At 67.1% G+C, this 19,159-nt stretch carries 18 protein-coding genes; 7 read left to right on the plus strand and 11 right to left on the minus strand.

Translation table 11 applies throughout. From position 1 onward, the window contains the following. Positions 1 to 28 precede the first annotated feature (28 nt). Positions 29 to 589 (plus strand): dihydrofolate reductase family protein, encoded by a 561-nt coding sequence (locus EV665_RS09765; protein WP_064328730.1) that lies wholly within the window; start codon positions 29 to 31, stop codon positions 587 to 589. Here the strand turns inward: EV665_RS09765 and pdeM are convergent. The 4 genes from pdeM to EV665_RS09785 all read right to left on the minus strand — a co-directional run bounded on the left by pdeM (position 579) and on the right by EV665_RS09785 (position 5,557). Next, positions 579 to 1,304: a ligase-associated DNA damage response endonuclease PdeM gene (gene pdeM, locus EV665_RS09770; RefSeq protein WP_133033946.1), complete on the minus strand. Its 726-nt coding sequence runs from the start codon at positions 1,302 to 1,304 to the stop codon at positions 579 to 581. The genes EV665_RS09765 and pdeM overlap by 11 nt on opposite strands. 29 nt (positions 1,305 to 1,333) lie before the next feature. Then, positions 1,334 to 3,859, minus strand: coding sequence for a ligase-associated DNA damage response DEXH box helicase (locus tag EV665_RS09775; protein WP_133033947.1), 2,526 nt, complete (start codon positions 3,857 to 3,859; stop codon positions 1,334 to 1,336). Between the two features lie 55 nt (positions 3,860 to 3,914). Continuing rightward, positions 3,915 to 4,550, minus strand: a complete 636-nt coding sequence (locus tag EV665_RS09780) for a YitT family protein (RefSeq protein WP_064328733.1) — start codon at positions 4,548 to 4,550, stop codon at positions 3,915 to 3,917. A gap of 65 nt (positions 4,551 to 4,615) precedes the next feature. Then, positions 4,616 to 5,557 carry a class I SAM-dependent methyltransferase gene (locus tag EV665_RS09785; protein ID WP_133033948.1) on the minus strand — a complete coding sequence of 314 codons (942 nt, stop codon included), beginning with the start codon at positions 5,555 to 5,557 and terminating at the stop codon, positions 4,616 to 4,618. Positions 5,558 to 5,701: 144 nt separating this feature from the next. On the opposite strand from EV665_RS09785, the gene EV665_RS09790 reads away from it, so the two are divergent. Genes EV665_RS09790 through EV665_RS09800 form a run of 3 tightly spaced genes read left to right on the plus strand, consistent with a single transcriptional unit; the run spans position 5,702 to position 7,857 of the window. Then, positions 5,702 to 5,968, plus strand: a complete 267-nt coding sequence (locus tag EV665_RS09790; protein WP_023512405.1) for a DUF6460 domain-containing protein — start codon at positions 5,702 to 5,704, stop codon at positions 5,966 to 5,968. 2 nt (positions 5,969 to 5,970) lie between these two features. Beyond that, positions 5,971 to 6,459, plus strand: a complete 489-nt coding sequence (locus tag EV665_RS09795) for a CAP domain-containing protein (RefSeq protein WP_133033949.1) — start codon at positions 5,971 to 5,973, stop codon at positions 6,457 to 6,459. A 36-nt stretch (positions 6,460 to 6,495) separates the two neighbouring features. Continuing rightward, the gene (locus EV665_RS09800; protein WP_064328736.1) at positions 6,496 to 7,857 is read left to right on the plus strand and encodes an MATE family efflux transporter; all 1,362 of its coding nucleotides are present in this window, start codon (positions 6,496 to 6,498) and stop codon (positions 7,855 to 7,857) included. Positions 7,858 to 7,880: 23 nt separating this feature from the next. Here EV665_RS09800 and EV665_RS09805 read toward each other — a convergent pair whose 3' ends face one another. From EV665_RS09805 to EV665_RS09815, 3 genes are all read right to left on the minus strand, one after another. Next, entirely contained in the window at positions 7,881 to 8,240 is a 360-nt protein-coding gene (locus tag EV665_RS09805) for a DUF2934 domain-containing protein (RefSeq protein WP_133033950.1), read from the minus strand. A gap of 138 nt (positions 8,241 to 8,378) precedes the next feature. Further along, a complete protein-coding gene (locus EV665_RS09810) occupies positions 8,379 to 9,464 on the minus strand; it encodes a quinone-dependent dihydroorotate dehydrogenase (RefSeq protein ID WP_133033951.1) in 1,086 nt (361 codons plus the stop codon). Continuing rightward, entirely contained in the window at positions 9,464 to 9,811 is a 348-nt protein-coding gene (locus tag EV665_RS09815) for a DUF952 domain-containing protein (protein WP_133033952.1), read from the minus strand. Before EV665_RS09815 ends, EV665_RS09810 begins: the two co-directional genes overlap by 1 nt. A gap of 109 nt (positions 9,812 to 9,920) precedes the next feature. Between EV665_RS09815 and EV665_RS09820 the strand changes: the two genes are divergently transcribed. Both EV665_RS09820 and EV665_RS09825 read left to right on the plus strand, forming a co-directional pair. After that, on the plus strand, positions 9,921 to 10,349 hold the full coding sequence (locus tag EV665_RS09820) for a hypothetical protein (RefSeq protein ID WP_133033953.1): 429 nt from the start codon (positions 9,921 to 9,923) through the stop codon (positions 10,347 to 10,349). Positions 10,350 to 10,419: 70 nt separating this feature from the next. Continuing rightward, positions 10,420 to 11,073 (plus strand): response regulator, encoded by a 654-nt coding sequence (locus EV665_RS09825; protein WP_064328741.1) that lies wholly within the window; start codon positions 10,420 to 10,422, stop codon positions 11,071 to 11,073. Positions 11,074 to 11,076: 3 nt separating this feature from the next. Here EV665_RS09825 and EV665_RS09830 read toward each other — a convergent pair whose 3' ends face one another. Then, positions 11,077 to 14,577, minus strand: a complete 3,501-nt coding sequence (locus EV665_RS09830; protein WP_133033954.1) for a PAS domain-containing hybrid sensor histidine kinase/response regulator — start codon at positions 14,575 to 14,577, stop codon at positions 11,077 to 11,079. Between the two features lie 185 nt (positions 14,578 to 14,762). Between EV665_RS09830 and mscL the strand changes: the two genes are divergently transcribed. Next, on the plus strand, positions 14,763 to 15,203 hold the full coding sequence (mscL, locus tag EV665_RS09835; protein WP_064332380.1) for a large conductance mechanosensitive channel protein MscL: 441 nt from the start codon (positions 14,763 to 14,765) through the stop codon (positions 15,201 to 15,203). A gap of 47 nt (positions 15,204 to 15,250) precedes the next feature. On the opposite strand, the gene EV665_RS09840 is transcribed toward mscL, so the two are convergent. The 3 genes from EV665_RS09840 to EV665_RS09850 all read right to left on the minus strand — a co-directional run bounded on the left by EV665_RS09840 (position 15,251) and on the right by EV665_RS09850 (position 19,141). After that, the gene (locus EV665_RS09840) at positions 15,251 to 16,039 is read right to left on the minus strand and encodes a hypothetical protein (RefSeq protein WP_133033955.1); all 789 of its coding nucleotides are present in this window, start codon (positions 16,037 to 16,039) and stop codon (positions 15,251 to 15,253) included. A gap of 307 nt (positions 16,040 to 16,346) precedes the next feature. Continuing rightward, on the minus strand, positions 16,347 to 17,954 hold the full coding sequence (locus tag EV665_RS09845) for a 5-guanidino-2-oxopentanoate decarboxylase (RefSeq protein WP_133033956.1): 1,608 nt from the start codon (positions 17,952 to 17,954) through the stop codon (positions 16,347 to 16,349). Beyond that, complete coding sequence (locus tag EV665_RS09850) at positions 17,951 to 19,141, minus strand: pyridoxal phosphate-dependent aminotransferase (protein ID WP_133033957.1); 1,191 nt, start codon at positions 19,139 to 19,141, stop codon at positions 17,951 to 17,953. The genes EV665_RS09845 and EV665_RS09850 overlap by 4 nt, the downstream gene beginning before the upstream one ends. Positions 19,142 to 19,159: the final 18 nt, after the last annotated feature.

Below are 19,159 nucleotides of genomic sequence, written 5' to 3' on the forward strand. Positions count from 1 at the left end.
CAGACGGCCCGCAATGGAGGACAGGACGATGGCAAAGGTAATCATCTGGAACCTCGTGACGCTCGACGGCTTCTTCGAGGGCGAGAAGAAATGGGATCTCGACTTTCACAACCGGGCCTGGGGGCCGGAGCTGGAAAAGCTCAGCACGGATTTCGGCACGTCGGCGAGCCTCCTCGTCTTCGGCCGCGTGACCTATGAGGGCATGAAGGCCTACTGGACGACGACCGAGGACGAAGGGGCCGTGAAGGCCTTCATGAACGACCTGCCGAAGCTCGTCGCCTCGCGCACCATCACCGCTTCCGACTGGAACAACACCGAGGTGACCGCCGACATCGTCGCGGCGCTTTCGGCGCGCAAGGAGGTACTCGACAAGACGATCTACGTCTTCGGCAGCGCCGACCTCACGGATTCGCTGCTGAAGGCCGGGCTCGTCGACGAGGTCATGCTGGCGGTCGTCCCGGTGCAGCTCGGCAACGGCACGCCCTTCTTCAAGGAGGGCACGCGGCGTGACTTCACGCTACTGGAGGCACGGCCGCTCGAAAACGGCACGGTGGTGATGCGTTATGCGCCGGAGGCCGTCAGCCGATAAGGTTGGCGAAGCGCACCGAATAGATGCGGTCGCGGCCGAGCATGTGCGCGACGAGGCTTGGCCGCTCGAAAAGGCCGGTCATCGCCCTGTGACGCAGATCCAGGCCGCCGGTCATCAGGCCGAAGGCGGGCATCAGGAGGCGCCGCCCGTCGGTCGCAAAACACGGTCGGCGCACGGCCTTCTCCCGGCGGATGACGGTGGCGGCCGGGTGCAGGTGGCCGGCGATCTCGCCGGCAGGCGACAGCAGCGACGGCTCGTGCCGGAAGGCGAGGCCCGCATAGTGCAGCTCGTCCGCCGACTGGCCGGGCAGGTCCACCGTCCCGTCCGGATCGTGGTTGCCGTTGATCCAGATCCAGTCGCGCCCGCGCGCCAGATCCGTGATCTTCGCGCGAAAAATGTCCGGCAGGTGGGCCGAGCCGACGCGATCATGGAAATTGTCGCCGAGGCTGACGACGATCGCCGGATCATGCCTGAGGATGACGGCTTCGAGCACCTTGAGCGTGGCGAGCGTATCGTAGGGCGGCAGCATCATGCCGCGCCGCGCGAAGGCCGCGCCCTTTTCCAGATGCAGGTCCGAGACGACGAGAAGGCGGGTTTCCGGCAGGTAGAGCGCGCCGAGCGGATCGCACACCGCTTCCACGCCCGCCACCACGGTGCGGGCCGAAACGGCGCCGAAATCCTCGATCTTCGCCGATGCCAGCGCGAGCCTCTGCATGCCTGTCGTTCAATCCTCTCGATGGCCCTTCAGATGGCCGCCACGCCCATCGCCTCGGCGATCAGGTCCTCCGCCGCTTCCGCCAGCAGAGAATCCTGTGCCTCGCCCGCCACCGGCTCCCTGCCGATTTCCAGCATGATCGGCACGGCGAGCGGCGATATGCGGTCGAGCCGCCGGTGGGTGATGTGGCCCTTGATTCGTGCCAGCATATCGCCCAATCGCTGAATATCCAAAAGCCCCGCCGCCGCATCGTTGCGCGTGGCCTCCAGCAGGATGTGGTCCGGCTCGTGGCTTCTCAGCACGTCGTAGATGAGGTCGGCGGAAACGGTGACCTGCCGCCCGGTCTTTTCCTTGCCCGGATGGCGCTGCTCGATAAGCCCGGCAATCACGGCGCAATTGCGGAAGGTGCGCTTCAGCATGAAACTCTCGTCAAGCCAGGCCTCCAGGTCGTCGCCCAGCATGTCCTCGTCGAAGAGGCTTGCGAGCGACGGGCGCTCCACCGCAAAGCTGTAGCCGAGATCGTCGAGCGCCCAGACGGCAAGGGAATAGTCCGTGGCGACGAAGCCGAGCGGCCGGCGGCCGGCCCGCTCCAGCCGGCGCGTCAGCAGCATGCCGAGCGTCTGGTGCGCCAGCCGCCCCTCGAACGGATAGGCGACCATGTAGTGCCGGCTGCCGCGCGGAAAGGTCTCGATGAGCAGTTCGTCGCGCTTCGGCAGGGCGGAGACGTCCCGCTGCAGGGCGAGCCAGTCGCGCACCTGCTCGGGCAGCCCGCCCCAGCGGTGGGGATCGTCGAGCATGCTGCGCACCTGGTCGGCGAGATAGGTGGAGAGCGGGAACTTGCCGCCGGCATAGGCCGGCACCTTCGGATCGAGCGAGAAGGCCTGGGAGACGAGACATTCGTTCTCGCGGATGCCTTCGAAGCGCAGCACCTTGCCGGAGAAGAGGAAGGTATCGCCGGGCGCCAGCATTTCGAGGAAATATTCCTCCACCTTGCCGAGCGAGGCGCCGCCGCGGCCGATCGCGCCCTTGGCGCCGCGCTTGACCATGCGCACGTTCAGCATCGGCATTTCGACGATCGTGCCGAGGTTGAGGCGGTATTGCTGGGCGACCTGCGGATTGGAGACGCGCCAGAGCCCGTCCTGTGTTTTGCGGATGCGGGCATAGCGCTCGTAGGTCTTCAGCGCATAGCCGCCGGTCGCGACGAACGCGACGATGCGGCCGAATTTTTCCCGCGGCAGGCCGGTATAGGGCGCGGCGGCGGTGATCTCGGCAAAGAGCGCATCCTCGTCGAAGGGCGCCGCGCAGGCCATGCCGAGGACATGCTGGGCGAGCACGTCGAGCGCGCCGTCGCCCACCGGCGGCGTATCCTGCGCGCCGAGATAGTTGGCGTCGAGCGCCGCCTGGCACTCCATCACCTCGAAGCGGTTGGCGGGCACCAGGATCGCCCGGCTCGGCTCGTCCATGCGGTGGTTGGCGCGGCCGATGCGCTGGGCGAGCCGCGAGGCGCCTTTCGGCGCGCCGACATGGATGACGAGGTCGACGTCGCCCCAGTCGATGCCGAGGTCGAGCGTCGAGGTGGCGACGACGGCGCGCAGGCGGTTCTCCGCCATGGCGGCCTCCACCTTGCGGCGCTGGCCGACATCGAGCGAGCCGTGGTGCAGCGCGATCGGCAGCGTGTCCTCGTTGATGTTCCAGAGCTCCTGGAAGAGGATTTCCGCCTGGCTGCGCGTGTTGACGAAGAGCAGGGAGGTCTTGTGGTCGCGGATCGCCTCGTAGACCTCGGGCATGGCATATTTCGCCGAATGCCCGGACCAGGGCACGCGCTCCTTGCTCTTGAGGATGGTGATGATCGGCCGCGCCCCGCCCGGCGCCGTGACGAGGCCGGCATGCCGCGCCGCGCCCGGTCGCTGCGCGACCAGCCAGCGCCGCAGGTCCATCGGCTCGGCGACGGTGGCCGACAGGCCGATGGTGCGAAGGCCGGGCGCAAGGCGGCGCAACCGCGCGAGCCCCAGCGACAGGAGATGGCCGCGCTTGGAGGTGACGAGCGAATGCAGCTCGTCGAAGATCACATATTTCAGGTCCTTGAAGAAGCGCGGCGCCTCGCCGTTGGCGATGAGCAGGGCGACCTGCTCGGGCGTCGTCAGCAGGATGTCGGGCGGATTGAGGCGCTGGCGCTGGCGTTTGGCCTGCGGCGTGTCGCCGGTGCGCGTCTCGACGGTGATGGGCAGGCCCATCTCCTCGACGGGCTTCATCAGGTTGCGCTCGATATCGACGGCGAGCGCCTTCAGCGGCGAGATGTAGAGCGTGTGGATGCCGGTGAAGGCGCTGCCGGGCGGGAGCCTGCCGCGGCGCGTCAGGTCGGTGAGGGCCGGCAGGAAGCCGGCGAGCGTCTTGCCGGCGCCGGTCGGAGCGATGAGCAGCAGGCTTTCGCCCGCCGTCGCCCGCGCAAGGAGCTCCATCTGGTGCGCACGCGGCTGCCATCCCTTGGCCGAAAACCAGGCGGCGAAGGCGGCGGGCAGGAGGCTGGGGCCGGCGGTGGAATCGATGGTGCTCACCGGCCTAAGCTAGTGACCGCCGGGCGAATGTGAAGCGGTCCCCGGAAAAATAGCCTCACATGGCGATGTAGCGGTCGGCGCGGTGGTTGACCGTCAGGAAGAGGTTGAGCACCACCGCCCCGACGACCGAGCAAAGCACGATGAAGGGCGCTGCCACCGAGAAGGCCGCGATGAGCACGACGATGTCGAAAGCGAGCTGCACGAGGCCGGCGCGGATGCCGAAGCGCTCCTGCATGTAGACCGCGAGCACGCCGATGCCCCCGAGGCTGGCGCGGTGGCGGTAGAGGCCCAGCAGGCCGAAGCCGAGCAGGATGCCGGCCAGCACCGCCGTCCACATCGGATCGACGCTCTCGATCGTCACGAAATGCGGCTGCAGCTCGGTGATCAGCGAGGTCATCGTCACGGCGAGCACGGTCTTGATCGTGAAGGCCCAGCCGAGGCGCTTCAGCGCCAGGATGTAGAAGGGGATGTTCACGACGGTGTAGTAGAGGCCGAAGCTCACGCCGGTCAGGTAGTGCAGCACGAAGGCGACGCCGGCGGTGCCGCTCGCCACCAGCCCGGCGCTGCCCATCAGGGCCAGGCCGAGCGCGGCGATCATGCTGCTGGCGAACAGGCCCTGGGCGTCTTCCAGCGGCGTATGGCGGGTGGGAGTGGGATTCCAGAAGCCGAAACGCCGCTTGTCGCCGTCCATGCCAGATCTCCGAGGGTTTCTTCTGTTGTATAGGGCGCAATGCCCGGCGCAAGCGCTGCCTTCGGCTAAGCCTCGCGTCGTGCAAGGAAAAGCAGCCCGTGCACCGGCTGGCCGGCATCCTGCCGGATCACGCTTTTCTCCATGGCGAGGACGACAAGGCCGTTCTCTTCCGCCCGCCTCCGGATGAAGCGTTCCGGATGGGCGTAGCGCAGCGACGGGCGCAGCAGCGGCGCATCGCCTGTTCCGCCGTCCTCGACGGAGAAGGCGAAGAGGCCGCCGGCCTTCAAGAGGCGCGCGGCGCTCGGGAAGACCTCGGCAAGGTCGCCGAGATACATCAGCACGTCGGCCGCGCCGACGAGGTCGGCCCGTGCCTCCGGCGCAGCGTCGAAAAGCCCGCTCTCTCCGGCGGGCAATGACAGGTCGGCCTGCGCGAGATGGTCGTAGACCCCTTTCTCCGCCGCCTTGGCCAGCATGCCGGCGGAAAGGTCGAAGCCCTCGAGCCGGCCGGCATTGGCGCGCAGTTCCACGCCGAAGAGCCCGGTGCCGCAGCCGATATCCGAGACGAGGCCGAAAGGCGCATCCTCGCCCGCATGCCGGCGCACCAGCCGGGCGAGCGTCTGCGGCACGGTATAGTCGAGCCGTTGCACGAGGGCGGTGTCGAAGCGGTCGGCATAGTCGTCGAAGAGCCGCTCGACATAGGCGGTGGAGGGCGCGGCGGGCGTTTCGGCAGCGCCCAGCACGGCCAGTTTCAGGCCGGCGCCGAAGATATCGGCCGGGTCGAGGGCGACGACCTTTGCAAGGGCGGCCGTCGCCGCCTCCTTCCGGCCCGATTTCTCCGCATATTCGGCGAGCCGGAACCAGCCGGCGGCCCAGGAGGGTACCTGTTCGAGCGCCTGTTCCATGAGTTCCGCAGCCTCCGCGAATTCGCCCGATTCCGCGAACATGCGGGCATAATCGGCGCGGCGGTCGGCGATGAGATCGCCGGAGGAGAAGTGCGGGCTCGTCATGGGGGCTCGAAAACGGGAAAACGGACGGCGCTACATGGCAGGGCCGCAGCAAAAGGCAAGCGAATTCTCATGAGAGCCCCTTGCTTGCCGTGGAACCGGTGACGGCTTATCTGGAATGGACACGAGTTTTTGGAGAATCAATCGATGTCGAATGGCGTGAACGGGTTCCTCGGCGATACACCGATCCGCGTGATCATCAAGCTCTTGATCCTGTCGGTGGCCGTGGGCTTCCTGATGTCGATCTTCGGGCTCTATCCGGACGACATCCTCTTTGCCGTGCGCGATTTCATCGTCGATCTCTGGAACACCGGCTTCAAGACGCTCGGCCGGCTGGGCGACTACCTCCTGCTCGGCGCCGTCATCGTCGTGCCCGTCTTCATCCTCATCCGCGTCCTGAGCTACCGTCGCTGACCATGATCACCCGTCGCGCCTTTCTTGCCGCCTCCGCGGCGTCCGTCGCTGTGCTGGCCGCGGGCTGTTCCACCACCAGCGTGCTGACCCCGTCGGCCGGCACCGGCAGCGACCAGACGCCGTCCTCGCTCGCCTTCGTCAACAAGATCAGGGCCGAACGCGGCCTTGCGCCGCTTTCCCCCGACAAGGCGGCGCAGCGCGCGGCCATGGACCAGGCGAGCCGCATGGCGAGCGCGGGCAGGATGGAGCACAATATCGGCTTCGGCGCGAATTTCCTGAAGCGCATGAAGGGCATGGAGGTGCCGCTGCCGGCAGCGGAGAACATCGCGGCCGGGCAGGACAGCGCGGCGGAAGCCTTCGAGGCCTGGTATCGTTCGCCGAAACACCTGGAAAACATGCTCGGGACGGGTTACCGCGGACTGGGCGTCGCGGTCGTCTCCAATCCGGCCTCGGGCAACCGGCCCTATTGGGCGATGGTCCTGTCGAGCTGAGCGGCAGGCCGGGACTGAGGAAGAGGGGGTGGACCCGTGAGCGCGACGATCGCAGGCGAGAATGACGGGGCCGGACCCTTCGAGGTGACGCACCGGCTGGTGCTGGCGATCGCCATTCCCATGACGCTCGGCTTCCTGACGACGCCGCTGATCGGGCTGACCGATACGGCGGTCGCCGGCCGGCTCGGCTCGGCGGATGCGCTGGCGGGCCTTGCCATCGGCGCCGTGCTGTTCGACCTGCTGCTCGGCAGCTTCAACTTCCTGCGTGCCTCCACCACGGGCCTCGTCGCCCAGGCCTTCGGCCGCGGCGACCCAAGGGAAGAACAGGCGGTCTATTGGCGCTCGCTTGCCATCGCGCTCTGTTGCGGCCTCGCCATCGCGCTGCTGTCGCCGCTCCTCTTGTCGGCCGGCCTCTTCCTCATGGCGCCGTCGCCCGGCGTCGCGGCGGTGACCTCGACCTATTTCATGATCCGCGTGCTGGCCGCCCCCATGGCGCTTGCCAACTATGCCCTGCTCGGCTTCGTGCTCGGCCGCGGGCAGGGCCTGATGGGGCTGATGCTGCAGGCCATCATCAACGGCACCAACATCGTGCTGTCGATCATGCTCGGCCTCTGGTACGGCTGGGGCATTGCCGGCATCGCCTGGGGCACCTTCGCCGGCGAGGCGATCGGCATGCTTGCCGGCTTCCTCATCATCGTCTCCCGCTTCAACCGGGCGCACCGGCCCTCGCGCGCCGAAATCCTTGCCCGGGACCGGCTGCAGGCCCTGTTCTCGCTCAACCGCGACATCATGATCCGCACCTTCGTGCTGATCGGCGCCTTCGCCATCATGACGCGCATCGGCTCCTCGCTCGGCCCGCTGGCGCTGGCGGCCAATGCGGTGCTGATGAACATCTTCCTCGTCGCCGGCTATTATCTCGACGGGCTTGCCAATGCGGCCGAACAGCTCGTCGGCCGGGCCTTCGGCGCGAATTTCCGCCCCGCCTTCGACCGGGCGGTGAAGCTCACCATGCTCTGGTCCTTCGGTCTCGGCCTCGTCACCACGCTGCTCTTCCTCGCCTTCGGCACGGATGTGATCGGCCTTCTGACGACGACCGAAAGCGTCAGGGCGGAAGCGGCGAAATACCTGCCCTGGGCCGCCCTGACGGCGATCACCGGCGCACTCGCCTTCCAGATGGACGGGGTCTATATCGGCGCGACCTGGTCGACGGCCATGCGCAACATGATGCTGCTGGCCTTTGCCGGCTATCTTTCGGCGCTCGCCCTCTTCGTGCCGCTCCTCGGCAATCACGGGCTCTGGCTGTCGCTCAACCTGTTCCTCGCCTTTCGCGGCGTCTTCCTGGCGCTGCGCCTGCCGGGACTGGTCGGCCGGCAGTTTTCCGGACCGGGCCGGGGGTAATCCCCGACCCGAACGCTCGATTCTCAGAAAGGCCGGTCGAGCTGGGTGTCGAGGTCGCGCGCGTCAAGCGGTTTTGTGGGCCGCGCCGGTTTCAGGCGGGCGATGCGGTCGGGATTTTCCGCCGTCGGATTCTCTGGCACGGTGCCGGGCGGAAGCGCATTGCGCGCGATATCGGCCTTGCTGGCCCGTTCCATCTTCTCGCCCGGCTGCATATCCGGGCGCAGGATGAGCCCGCTCCTTGCGAGGAACGATACCTCGCCGTCCTCCTCGTGGACATCCGCCCTGGCGCGCAGCCAATGCGAATATTCGCGGCCTTCCGGGCGGCCTTCTTCTTCCCAGATTTCGTGGGCCCTTTGCCGGATACGTTCGTTTTGATCGTCCATGGTATTGTCCCTTCCTGGCCTTTTCGGCCGTTATGGACGGGATCGGTGCAGGCTACCGTCGATGCGAATCAGCTTTTGCCGAACACTCCACCCGCAGAAGCGAAACCCTCGACGACGAGTATGGTTCCCGTGTGACGCTCAGAGGGCGCGGTCGGCCCAATGAGCGGTGCGGGTGCCGCGAAGCACGGAAATCGAGGCGATCTGCTCGCGATCACAAATGCGCGAGAGGCCGCTCACGATCTCGCCCGGCAGGGTCGGGCCGGCATAGACCATGCAGGAATAGAGCTGCACGAGGTGCGCGCCGGCACGGATCTTCTCCGCCGCCGTCTCGGCGGAGGAGACGCCGCCGACGCCGATGATCGGCAGGTTTTCGCCGACGCGCCGGCGCATCTTGGCGAGCACCACGGTCGACTTCTCGAAGAGCGGCTTGCCGGAAAGCCCGCCGGCCTCGCCGGCCTGGCGCGTGTCACTGAGGCCGTCGCGCGACAGCGTCGTGTTGGAGACGATGAGGCCGTCGAGCGGATGGGCGAGCGCCACTTCGGCGATGTCGTCGAGGCTTTCCTCGGTGAGATCGGGCGCGATCTTCAGGAAGACGGGCACCTGGCGGCCGCTTTTCTCCGCCTCCTCGGCGCGTGCGGCGAGCACGGCGGACAGCAGGGCATGCAGGCTTTCCTTGGCCTGCAGGTCGCGCAGGCCCGGCGTGTTGGGCGAGGAGATGTTGGCGGTGAAATAGCGCGCCACGTCGTAGAAGGTGCGGATGCCCGCGACATAGTCCGCGATGCGGTCGGCACTGTCCTTGTTGGCGCCGATATTGACGCCGATCAGCGCATCGCGCCGGCAGGCCTTCAGGCGGTCGAGCGCCGCCGCATGGCCGGCATTGTTGAAGCCGAGGCGGTTGATGACGGCATCGTCCTGCACAAGGCGGAAGATGCGCGGCTTCGGATTGCCCTCCTGCGGGCGCGGGGTGACGGTGCCGATCTCGGTGAAGCCGAAGCCGAGGCGCAGGAGGGCCTCCGGCACCTCGGCATTCTTGTCATAGCCCGCGGCCATGCCGAGCGGGTTGGGGAAGGCAAGGCCGGCGACGGTCTGCGCAAGGCGCGGATCGGCCTTGGCCGGGCAGGCGGGCACGACCCCGGCCTTCAGCGCGGCGATCGACAGGCCGTGTGCGGTTTCGGGATCGAAGAGGAACAGGCCCTTGCGGCCGAGGGTGGACAGGAACGACATCAGAGCGGCATCTCCGGAAACTGGTGGGCGCCGTCCGGGCCGAGCGGCAGGGGTTTTTCCCACAGCACGGCGGACAGCGGAAGGGCGGCATAGAGATGGGGGAAGAGATCGCCGCCGCGCGACGGCTCGTAGACGAGCGTGTCGCCGAGCGCATCGCCGTCGACGGCGACGAGGAGGAGATCGGTCTGTCCGGCGAAATGGCGGGCGGCCGTCTCCCTCGCCTGCGCGGCGGTGGAGAAATGGATGAAGCCGTCCGAAAGGTCGATGGCGGCGCCCTCGAAAATCCCCGCCGCCTTCGCCTTCTGCCACAGACTTGCCGGAACGATCTTGTAGATTGTTTTGGCCATCTCGTCCGTTCCTCCACTGGCTGCCGTTTTTCAACGGTAGCGCTTGCCGCAAAGAACGGCGAATGTCCACCGGCGACAGGCCCGCAAAAGGGCTCTTGGAGGATTTTGCATGCGAATTCACGCTCTGCCTTTCATCTTCGTCGCCGCCCTCGTGGCGGGTTCGGCCCAGGCCGAGGGCGAGGGACGCTACCGCATGGAGAAGACGGAGGGCGGTTTCGTCCGCCTCGACACCGCGACGGGCGAGGTTTCGCTGTGCCGCGAGCAGGAGGGCCAGATCGTCTGCCGCATGGCGGCGGACGAGCGCGCGGCCTTCGAAAAGGAGCTCGACCTTCTCACAAAGCGCGTCGAAGCGCTGGAAAAAGGCGGCGTGACGGGCGAGACGGCCGCAAAACCGTCGCTACCCACGGATGAAGAGATTGACCGGACCATGACCATCATGGAAAAGATGATGCAAAGGTTCATGGGTATCGTGAAAAACCTGGAGGAGGGTGAGGAGGAAACCACCCCCGGGAAGGACGCGATCCCGCAGAAGACCTGACGGGCACCTTTTGCCGGCCGAGGCCGTGCTGCGCCCGTCGCAGGGTCCATCTACTCTTGGGAGGGAGCGCATGGCATCGGCACTCACGATCATCATCGCGGACGACCATCCGCTGTTCCGCGGCGCGCTGAAACAGGCGCTGACCGGAATGGCGGGCAATCCTGACATTGTCGAAGCCGGCGATTTCGAGGCGGCGCGCAAGGCGGCCGCCGGCCATCCGAACGCCGACCTCATGCTGCTCGACCTCGCCATGCCCGGCGTCAGCGGCCTGTCCGGCCTTATCTCGCTGAGGGCCGAGTTCCAGAGCCTTCCCGTCGTCATCGTCTCGGCGAGCGACGATCCGGCCACCATCCGCCGGGCGCTCGACCTCGGCGCCTCGGGTTTCATTTCCAAATCCGCCTCCATCGAGGACATCCGCGAGGGGATAGGCTCGGTGCTGGAGGGCAATATCTATACGCCCGGCGGCTATGTGCGCGGGCCGGAGCAGGACAGCGAGGTGGCGGACCTCATCGCACGGCTTCGCACGCTGACGCCCCAGCAGTCGCGCGTGCTCGCCATGCTCGCCGAAGGCCTGCTCAACAAGCAGATCGCCTATGAACTCGGCGTCTCCGAGGCGACCATCAAAGCGCATGTCTCGGCCATCCTTCTGAAGCTCAATGTCGACAGCCGCACCCAGGCGGTCATCCAGCTCGGCAAGATCGGCAGCGCCCAGGCCGCCGCCTGACGCCTATTCCGCCGCTTCCCGCTGCGTCGTCGAAAGCTGCGTCAGCCAGGCCCGCATGGAGGCCGGACGGACGGGCTTGTTCTGCACGAGGATATTGTCGCGCTCGGCCTCGGCGCGCACGTCCGGCGTGCGGTCGGCGGTGACGAGCAGGGCCGGGACTTGCCGGCCGAGCGCCGCCCGGAGCTTTCCGATCGCGGCGATGCCGGTGCCGTCGTCGAGATGATAGTCGGCGATGACCGCATCGAAGGTGGGGGTGCCGGCCGCGGCCAGCGCCTCGACCGCGGCCACCGATTCGGCGAGCGTCACCGTGCAGCCCCAGCCGGAGAGAAGCAGCCGCATGCCGTCGAGGATCTTCGGCTCGTTGTCGACGCAGAGGACACGCAGGCCCTTGAGCGGCTCCTCGCTTGCCGGCACCGCGGCCGGCTTGTCGGCGACGTGGCGGCTCGCGGCGGCATCGATGGGCACGCGCACCTTGAAGCTGGTGCCGCGCCCCGGCGTCGATTGCAGCTCGACCGGATGGGAGAGCACGCGCGAGATGCGGTCGACGATGGAAAGGCCGAGCCCGAGGCCCGGCGCCGTGCGCGCGCCCTCGTCGAGGCGAGCGAATTCCTTGAACACCGTGCGGAATTTCGAGGCGGGAATGCCGATGCCGGAATCCAGCACCTGTATATAAGCGTGCCCGCCCTTGCGCCGGACGCCGACGAGGACCTTTCCCGAATTGGTGTATTTGATGGCGTTCGAGACGAGGTTCTGCACGACGCGGCGCAGGAGGTTCGGGTCGGTGCGGATGGCGAGCGAGGAGGGGAGCACGGTGAACTTCAGGTTCTTCGCCCGCGCCATGGGCGCAAAATCGGTCTCGATGCGTTTCAGGAGGTCCTTCAGCGGCACCGTCTGCACGCGCGGCTTCATCGCGCCGGTGTCGAGGCGGGAAATGTCGAGCACGGCGCCGAGAATGGCCTCCACCGATTCCAGCGAGGAATCGATGTTGTGGATCATCTGGCGGTTCTCCGTCTCGCCGAGCCGTTCGACGAGGGAGGAGGAATAGAGGCGGGCGGCGTTCAGCGGCTGGAGGATGTCGTGGCCGGCGGCCGCGAAGAAGCGCGTCTTGCTGATATTCGCCTCCTCGGCGGCCGCGCGCGCTTCGGCCAGCTCCGTGTTGACGCGGGTGAGCTCGGCGGTGCGCTGGGCGACGCGCTGTTCCAGCGTCTCGTTGACCTGTTTCAGCGCCCGGTCGGCCGCCACGCGGTCAGTGATGTCGGTATAGGTGGAGACGAAGCCCTTTTCCGGCATGGCATTGGTGCGCACCTCGATGATGCGCTCGCCGCCGGAAAGCACCAGCGCGAAGGGCTCGTCGTAGGTCATGGTGCGCGTCACCGCGGCCTCGCGGTCTTCTTCCGCGATGTCGCCGCGCTCGATGAGGATTTCCACGATGTCGGCAAGCGGGAAGCCGACCTGGCCGACATATTCCGGCAGGTCGAGCAACTGGCGGAAGCGGCGGTTCCAGACGGTGAGGTTGCCGGCGCTGTCGAAGACGGCGATGCCCTGGTCCATCTGGCCGAGCGCGGTCTGCAGCATGTCCTGGTTGTATTGCAGCGCCTCGCTGGCCTGGTCGAGCAGCCAGTCCGTATCCGTCGGCGTGTCGTCGATGCGCTGGAGCACGAGCGACAGGACGAGGCGGGCCGAGGAGGAGCCGATGGCGCTGCCGAGCAGCTGTTCGGAAAAGTGCACGATGGCGGCATCGGCCGGCGAATTGTCCTCCAGCCAGCGGCCGACCTGCCGCTCATAGGTATGAAAGGAGCGCTGCATGCGCTCTTCGCCGAGATATTTGGCGATGGTGGTCTTCAGATCCTTGACCGTCACCTTGGTGCGTCGGCCGCGGAAGGCTCGTTCGAGACGCGGCTTGGAGCGGATGAAGGTGCCGGCCTGGAGCCGTTCCAGCGAGGTCGGGTTGCGGGTGAGCGAGCCGATGACATAGGCGCCGATATTCACCATCATGGCGAGCAGCGTGGCGTTGACCAGTGGGTCCGCGTTCTCGCCGGTGAAGATGGTCGCACCGGGAAACAGGAAGCCGAGCACCGTTTCGGCGATATAGGCATTGTCGGCGACGCCGATACTCGGCAGGAAGAGCAGGTAGGCCCACACGACGAGGCCGGAGATCATGCCGGCCATGGCGCCGCGGGCATTGGCATTGCGCCAGAAGAGGCCGCCGAGCAGCGTCGGGGCGACCTGCGCCGCCGCGGCGAAGGCGAGCAGGCCCATCGAGGCGAGGCCGGCATTGGCGGTCGCGGCGCGATAATAGGCATAGCCCAGCAGCAGCACGAAGAAGATCGCGAGCCGCCGGATGCGCAGCAGCATGCGCGACAGGTCGTCCTGCTGCTCGACGCCGCCGATGAGGTTGCGCCGCAGCACGACGGGGATGACGATGTCGTTCGACACCATGATGGAGAGCGCCACCGAGGCGACGATGACCATGGCGGTGGCGGCGGAGAACCCGCCGATGAAGGCGATGAGCGTCAGGACGGGCTGGTCGAGCGCGAAGGGCAGCGTCAGCACATAGAGATCGGCATCGCCCTGGCCGTTGAAGGTGAGCACGCCGCCGATGGCGACGGGCAGCACGAAGAGGTTGATGGCGACGAGGTAGAGCGGGAAGAGGATGCCCGCCATGCGCAGCTCGCCCGCCGTGCGGTTCTCCACCACCGTGACGTGGAACTGGCGCGGCAGCATGACGATGGCGAAGGCGGACAGCACGATGAGCAGGATCCAGCGCGCGACCGGCGTTTCATAGGTCAGCGCCTGCATGACGCGCTCGTTCTCCGCCGCGCGCTGCCAGAGGTCGCCGAGCCCGTCGAACATGAAGAAGATGACGTAGATGCCGACGGAGGCGATGGCGACGAGCTTGACCAGCGATTCCATCGAGATGGCGAGGATGAGGCCGTCCTGGTGCTCGGTGGCGTCCGTGTGGCGCGTGCCGAAGACGATGGCAAAGCAGGCGAGGAACAGCGTGACGACCAGCGGCAGGTCGATGAGGCCGCCGGACGCGGCAATGCCGAAGCCGGTCGTATCGACCATGGCCGAGACGGAGCTCGAGACGGCCTTCAGCTGAAGCGCGATATAGGGAATGTAGCCGATCAGCGAGATGAGGGCGACGACGGCGGCAACGCCGGGATTCTTGCCATAGCGCGCGGCGACGAAGTCGGCGATCGAGGTGAGGCGCTCGGATTTGGCCAGCGTCACGATGCGGCGCAGGAGCGGCATGCCGAGCGTGAACATCAGGATCGGGCCGATATAGATGCCGGCAAATTCGAGGCCATTGGTCGTGGCGAGGCCCACGCCGCCGAAATAGGTCCAGGAGGTGCAGTAGATGGCAAGGCTCAGCGCATAGACCAGCGGCCGGCCCTTCGATGTGCGGCCGGTGCGTTTTGCCTTCCGGTCGCCGTAACTTGCAACCGCGAAGAGCAGGAGCAGATAGGCGAGCGCCAAGGCGAATATCAGCGAGCCCGGCATGCTTCCTCCCGCAGTCCTTCGGCCTTTCGGTCGAGAATAGGCCAAAGCGGACGGGAAGGAAATTGCGTCGAAGGTCGAGGATGAAAAGGACCGGTGCGTAAACTCCCGGATATTGACGGACCGCAGTTCCATCCCGGTAAAAACTACACTAGGTTGCTCAGGCTTTGCAGCAACAGGAGACCCTCATGCTCAATGAGTTCAAGGCGTTTATCGCCCGCGGCAATGTCATGGACCTCGCCGTGGGTGTCATCATCGGTGCAGCCTTCAACAAGATCGTCGAATCCGTCGTCAATGACCTCGTCATGCCGATCGTCGGTGCCTTGACCGGGGGCGGTTTCGACTTTTCCAACTACTTCCTGCCACTGTCGAGTAACGTGACGGCCTCGTCGCTTGCCGCCGCCCGCGAGCAGGGCGCCGTGTTCGCCTATGGCAGCTTCATCACCGTGTTCATCAATTTCCTCATCCTCGCCTGGATCATCTTCCTGATGATCAAGGGCGTGAACCGCATGCGCGCGTCGCTGGAGAAGGAAAAGGCCGCCGGTGCCGCCGAGCCCGCACCGCCGCCGGAAGACGTGCTGCTGCTCACCGAGATCCGCGACCTCCTGAAGAGCCGCCCGGTCGCCTGAAGCATCCGGAGCTGATTTTATACGAAAGGCCCGGTTCGCCGGGCCTTTTAGGGTGCGGGCCAGCCCGTCGTGCGGGCCTCTTCGAGCGTGGCGAGAAGGGCAGCGGCCGGCGAAAGCCCGAGCCGTTCGGCCTGGCGCGAAAGCCAGCCGGCATGCACCAGGCGGATTTCGACGGGAATGCGCTCGATGCCGAGCGCGACGGCTGCCGCCGTGCGGTGCTTGCCGTTGGTATGGCGGACGAGACGGCCCTCGGCGTCGATCGCCACGCCGATATCGCGCTCGGCAAGATCCTGCCAGAGCGTGCGCGTCCAGCGGTGGCGCCGGCCGGTCTGGCCGCGCAGGCCCAGATCGGAATGCGGCACGATGCCGTTCTTCTCGATATCGGCGATCAGCGCCAGGTAATATTCGAAGAAATTGTCGAGCTTTTCGATCGTGTCGATGGCGATGCGGTTGCGCTTGACCGTCGCGCCGTCCTTGATGCGCCTGGCATAGGCCTGGTAGCGCGCGCCTGCGCGAAAATCCTGCCGCGTCTCGATGAGTTCGACGATCTCCGTATGGGAGGAGGACTTTTCGAGCGGCTCGACGATACGGCTCCAGTCGCTGCCGTCGAGGAAGTGCGTGCCGATCCAGCGGAGCCGCCCGCGATCGGAAATATTGTCGCGCAGCCGCGTGGTCAGGTGCCCGGTCGCGATGGGAATGACCAGTTGTTCGCCGAAATGGAAATGGGCCTGGGCGGCGAGGATGGCCGGGCCGCCCTCGCGATCGAGCCGACGGACCGCGCGGTTGAATCGCCCGGTGAAACCGATATGCGCCGCCACGAAGTCGCGCATCGGCACCAGGTCGAGCGCCCTCTGGAGGAGCGAGGGTGCAGGCGGCCGCGCGCGGGGCGGGCTCCGTTCATAGACCGGTCGTGGAAATGTCTGCTGGTCCGCCAACCTGAACTCGAGTCCGTTCCCGATAGCCGCCGGCGCAAGAGGTGGCCGGCGGCGGCGTCATCCATGGCAAATAAACGAGGGTTTGCAAAGTCGCGAGGATCGGGGGCGCCGTTGCCGGCCGGAAAACCCGGATATTTCCGGGTTTTCGCGCTGTCGAGCCGCCGAGGGCGGCGCGCGGCGACGGCACGGATCCCTTGCCGGCCGCGAATCAGGCCGTCGCGCCGGCCGTCTTCGTCTGGTGGATCTCGATGAGGCTCGGGCCCATGCGGTCACCTGCCTTCTCCAGCGCGGCCGGCAGGTCGCGCACGTCGGCGAGGCGTTCGGAGGGCACGCCATAGGCGGTGCCGATGGCGATGAAGTCGGGCGCGGAAGGTTTGACGCCTTCCGGCGTGATGCCGGCCTCGACCATGTAGTTCTCGATCTCCTGGTAGCCGTCATTGTTCCAGACGAGGAAGACGACGCGGGCGCCGGCATCCGCCGCCGAGCCGATCTCCGACAGCGAGAACTGCAGGCCGCCGTCGCCGACGAGGCAGACGATCGGCGCATCGGGCTCGGCAAGGGCCGCACCGACGGCGGCGGGCGGGGCGAAGCCGAGCGCGCCGTAGCCGGTGGCGGCATTGAACCAGCTACGCGGGCGCGGCGCGTCGCAATAGTAGTTGCCGGCATAGACGGCCTGGGTGGAATCCCCGACGATGATCGCCTTCGGCAGCGTGCGCCAGATGGCATCGATGACGCCGATTTCCGCCTGCATCTTCGCCGTCAGCTCGTTCCAGGCGCCCTTGCGGGCCGTTTCGGCGCGCGCCGCCCCGTTGCTTGTCGCCTTGTGGCCTTCGAGGAAGCCGAGCATGCCGGCCGCCGCCGTCTTGGCGCTGGAGAAGATCGAAAGGCCCGATTGCGGCGTGCGGGCGAGCTGGGCGGCGTCGATATCGATGCGGATCAGCGATTTCAGCCGCGGGAAGCCGTTGTCGACATTGATGTCGTAGTCCGTCGGGCCGAATTCCGTGCCGAAGGCGACGACGAGGTCGGCATCGGCAAGCAGCCGGCGCACCGCCTTGAGGCTGGGGCTGGCCGGCACGCGCAGCGGATGGCCGGCGAGCATGCCGCGGGCGTTGACCGTGGTGACGACTGGTGCGCCGATCCACTCGGCAAGCGCGCGGATCTCGTCTTCCGCCGTCACCGCGCCGCCGCCGGCGAGGATGACGGGGCGCGAGGCATTGGTGCACAGGATGGTGGCGTGCTGCAGGGTTTCCGCATCGGCGCGCGGGCGCGTGGCGACCGCGGCGGGGAAGTTTCCGGTTTCGATGGGCTTCGCCATCACGTCGGTCGGGATTTCGATATGCACCGGACCGGGGCGGCCGGAGAGCAGCACGGCGAAGGCGCGTTCCACGACGAGCGGCAGGTCGGCGGGATTGAGCAGCGTGTGCGAATAGAGGGCGAGCGTCTTCATCATGCCCTGCTGGTCGGGCAGCTCGTGCAGCAGGCCACGGCCGTGGCCAAGCGAATCGCGCCGGTTGACGCCGGAAATGACCAGCATGGGCACGGAATCCTGCCGCGCCTGCGCCATCGCCGTGATGGTGTTGGTAAGGCCCGGGCCGGTGATGACCAGCGCGACGCCCGGCTTGCCGGAAACGCGGGCATATCCATCCGCCATGAAGCCGGCGCCCTGTTCGTGGCGCGGCGTGATATGGCGGATCTTCGAGGCGGCAAGGCCCCGGTAGAGCTCGACCGTGTGCACGCCCGGAATGCCGAACACCACCTCGACGCCGTTCGCCTCCAGGAGGTCGACCAGGACTTCCCCGACGGTTTTCGTGCTCATGCGCGGCGCTCCTTCGGCATGGTGGAACGGGTGGCGAGCGCGGTGATGCGCCGGCAGGCCTCGTCGATATGGGCATCGGGCACGGTGAGGCTGAGGCGGATGAAGCCTTCCGCCTCCTCGCCGAAGGAGGAACCCGGCATGACCGCGACACGTTCCTCGCGCAGGAGCGCCCAGGCGAAATCCTCACCGCTCATGCCCGTTTCGGAAACGTCGACGACGATGAACATGCCGGCCTCCGGCGGCAGCGGCACGAGGCCGGGCGCCCGCGACAGGGCGTCGGCGAAGCGGGCGGCGCGCGCCTTGTAGCTCTGGCGCATCGTCGCGGCGGTCGAGATCGGGTTGTCGAGCGCATAGGCCGTCATGTCGGCGATGAAGGGCTGGCCGCCGAACAGCATCGTCTCGGAAACCGAGAGCAGCCGCGTGCAGAATTCCGCCGGGCCGATCGCCCAGCCGCTGCGGAAACCCGGCGCGGCATGCGATTTCGAGATGGAGGAGACGACGATGGTGCGCTCGGCAAGGTCGGGATTGTCGAAGGGCGAGGCGAAGGTCGCGCCGAAGACGAGCTCTTCATAGACCTCGTCGCAGACGATCCACAGGTCGTGCCTGCGGCAGACGGCGCCGATCTCGGCAACCTCCGCGGCGCTCAGCACCGCGCCGGTCGGGTTGTGCGGCGTGTTGAGCAACAGCACCCGGCAGGCCGGCGTGATGGCGGCTTCGAGGTCGGCCGCCTTCATGTGGAAGCCGTTTTCCGGGCGCAGCGGCACGGCGATGCGCTCGGCGCCGGTCGCGCGGATGACGCCCTCGTAGGTCGCATAGAGCGGGTCGCCGACGAGCACCGCATCGCCCGCCTCCACGAGGCCGAGCATGACGGCGAAGAGGGCGGTCTGGGTGCCGGGGAAACAGAGCACGTTGGCGACGGTGACGTCGCTGCGGCGCTTCCGGTACTTGCGCACCAGCGCGTCGACCACGGAAGGTTCGCCGCGGCCGTTGGAATAGCGGTAGCGGCCGGCATGCATGCTGCGCACGGCCTCCGCCAGCAGCGCCGGGTCCGGCGGCACGTCCGGCTCGCCGATGGTCAGCTCGATGACGTCCTCGCCTTCGGCCTTCATGCGCCGCGCTTCGGCATGGATGGCCCATTTTTCAGAGCCGAGATTGGCAAGCCGATCTGTGATGGATGCATAGCGCATGGCCGTCCTCCGCATTAT

It is taken from the genome of Shinella granuli (genome assembly GCF_004341885.1).
Lineage (GTDB): Bacteria > Pseudomonadota > Alphaproteobacteria > Rhizobiales > Rhizobiaceae > Shinella > Shinella granuli.

Coding starts and splice junctions, on each gene's coding strand:
- pdeM (WP_133033946.1), bottom strand. CDS start 1,304: ATGCAGAGGCTCGCGCTGGCATCGGCGAAGATCGAGGATTTCGGCGCC.
- EV665_RS09805 (WP_133033950.1), bottom strand. CDS start 8,240: ATGGACGATCAAAACGAACGTATCCGGCAAAGGGCCCACGAAATCTGG.
- EV665_RS09790 (WP_023512405.1), top strand. CDS start 5,702: ATGTCGAATGGCGTGAACGGGTTCCTCGGCGATACACCGATCCGCGTG.
- EV665_RS09850 (WP_133033957.1), bottom strand. CDS start 19,141: ATGCGCTATGCATCCATCACAGATCGGCTTGCCAATCTCGGCTCTGAA.
- EV665_RS09820 (WP_133033953.1), top strand. CDS start 9,921: ATGCGAATTCACGCTCTGCCTTTCATCTTCGTCGCCGCCCTCGTGGCG.
- EV665_RS09830 (WP_133033954.1), bottom strand. CDS start 14,577: ATGCCGGGCTCGCTGATATTCGCCTTGGCGCTCGCCTATCTGCTCCTG.
- EV665_RS09815 (WP_133033952.1), bottom strand. CDS start 9,811: ATGGCCAAAACAATCTACAAGATCGTTCCGGCAAGTCTGTGGCAGAAG.
- EV665_RS09795 (WP_133033949.1), top strand. CDS start 5,971: ATGATCACCCGTCGCGCCTTTCTTGCCGCCTCCGCGGCGTCCGTCGCT.
- EV665_RS09785 (WP_133033948.1), bottom strand. CDS start 5,557: ATGACGAGCCCGCACTTCTCCTCCGGCGATCTCATCGCCGACCGCCGC.
- EV665_RS09825 (WP_064328741.1), top strand. CDS start 10,420: ATGGCATCGGCACTCACGATCATCATCGCGGACGACCATCCGCTGTTC.
- EV665_RS09810 (WP_133033951.1), bottom strand. CDS start 9,464: ATGTCGTTCCTGTCCACCCTCGGCCGCAAGGGCCTGTTCCTCTTCGAT.
- mscL (WP_064332380.1), top strand. CDS start 14,763: ATGCTCAATGAGTTCAAGGCGTTTATCGCCCGCGGCAATGTCATGGAC.
- EV665_RS09845 (WP_133033956.1), bottom strand. CDS start 17,954: ATGAGCACGAAAACCGTCGGGGAAGTCCTGGTCGACCTCCTGGAGGCG.
- EV665_RS09780 (WP_064328733.1), bottom strand. CDS start 4,550: ATGGACGGCGACAAGCGGCGTTTCGGCTTCTGGAATCCCACTCCCACC.
- EV665_RS09765 (WP_064328730.1), top strand. CDS start 29: ATGGCAAAGGTAATCATCTGGAACCTCGTGACGCTCGACGGCTTCTTC.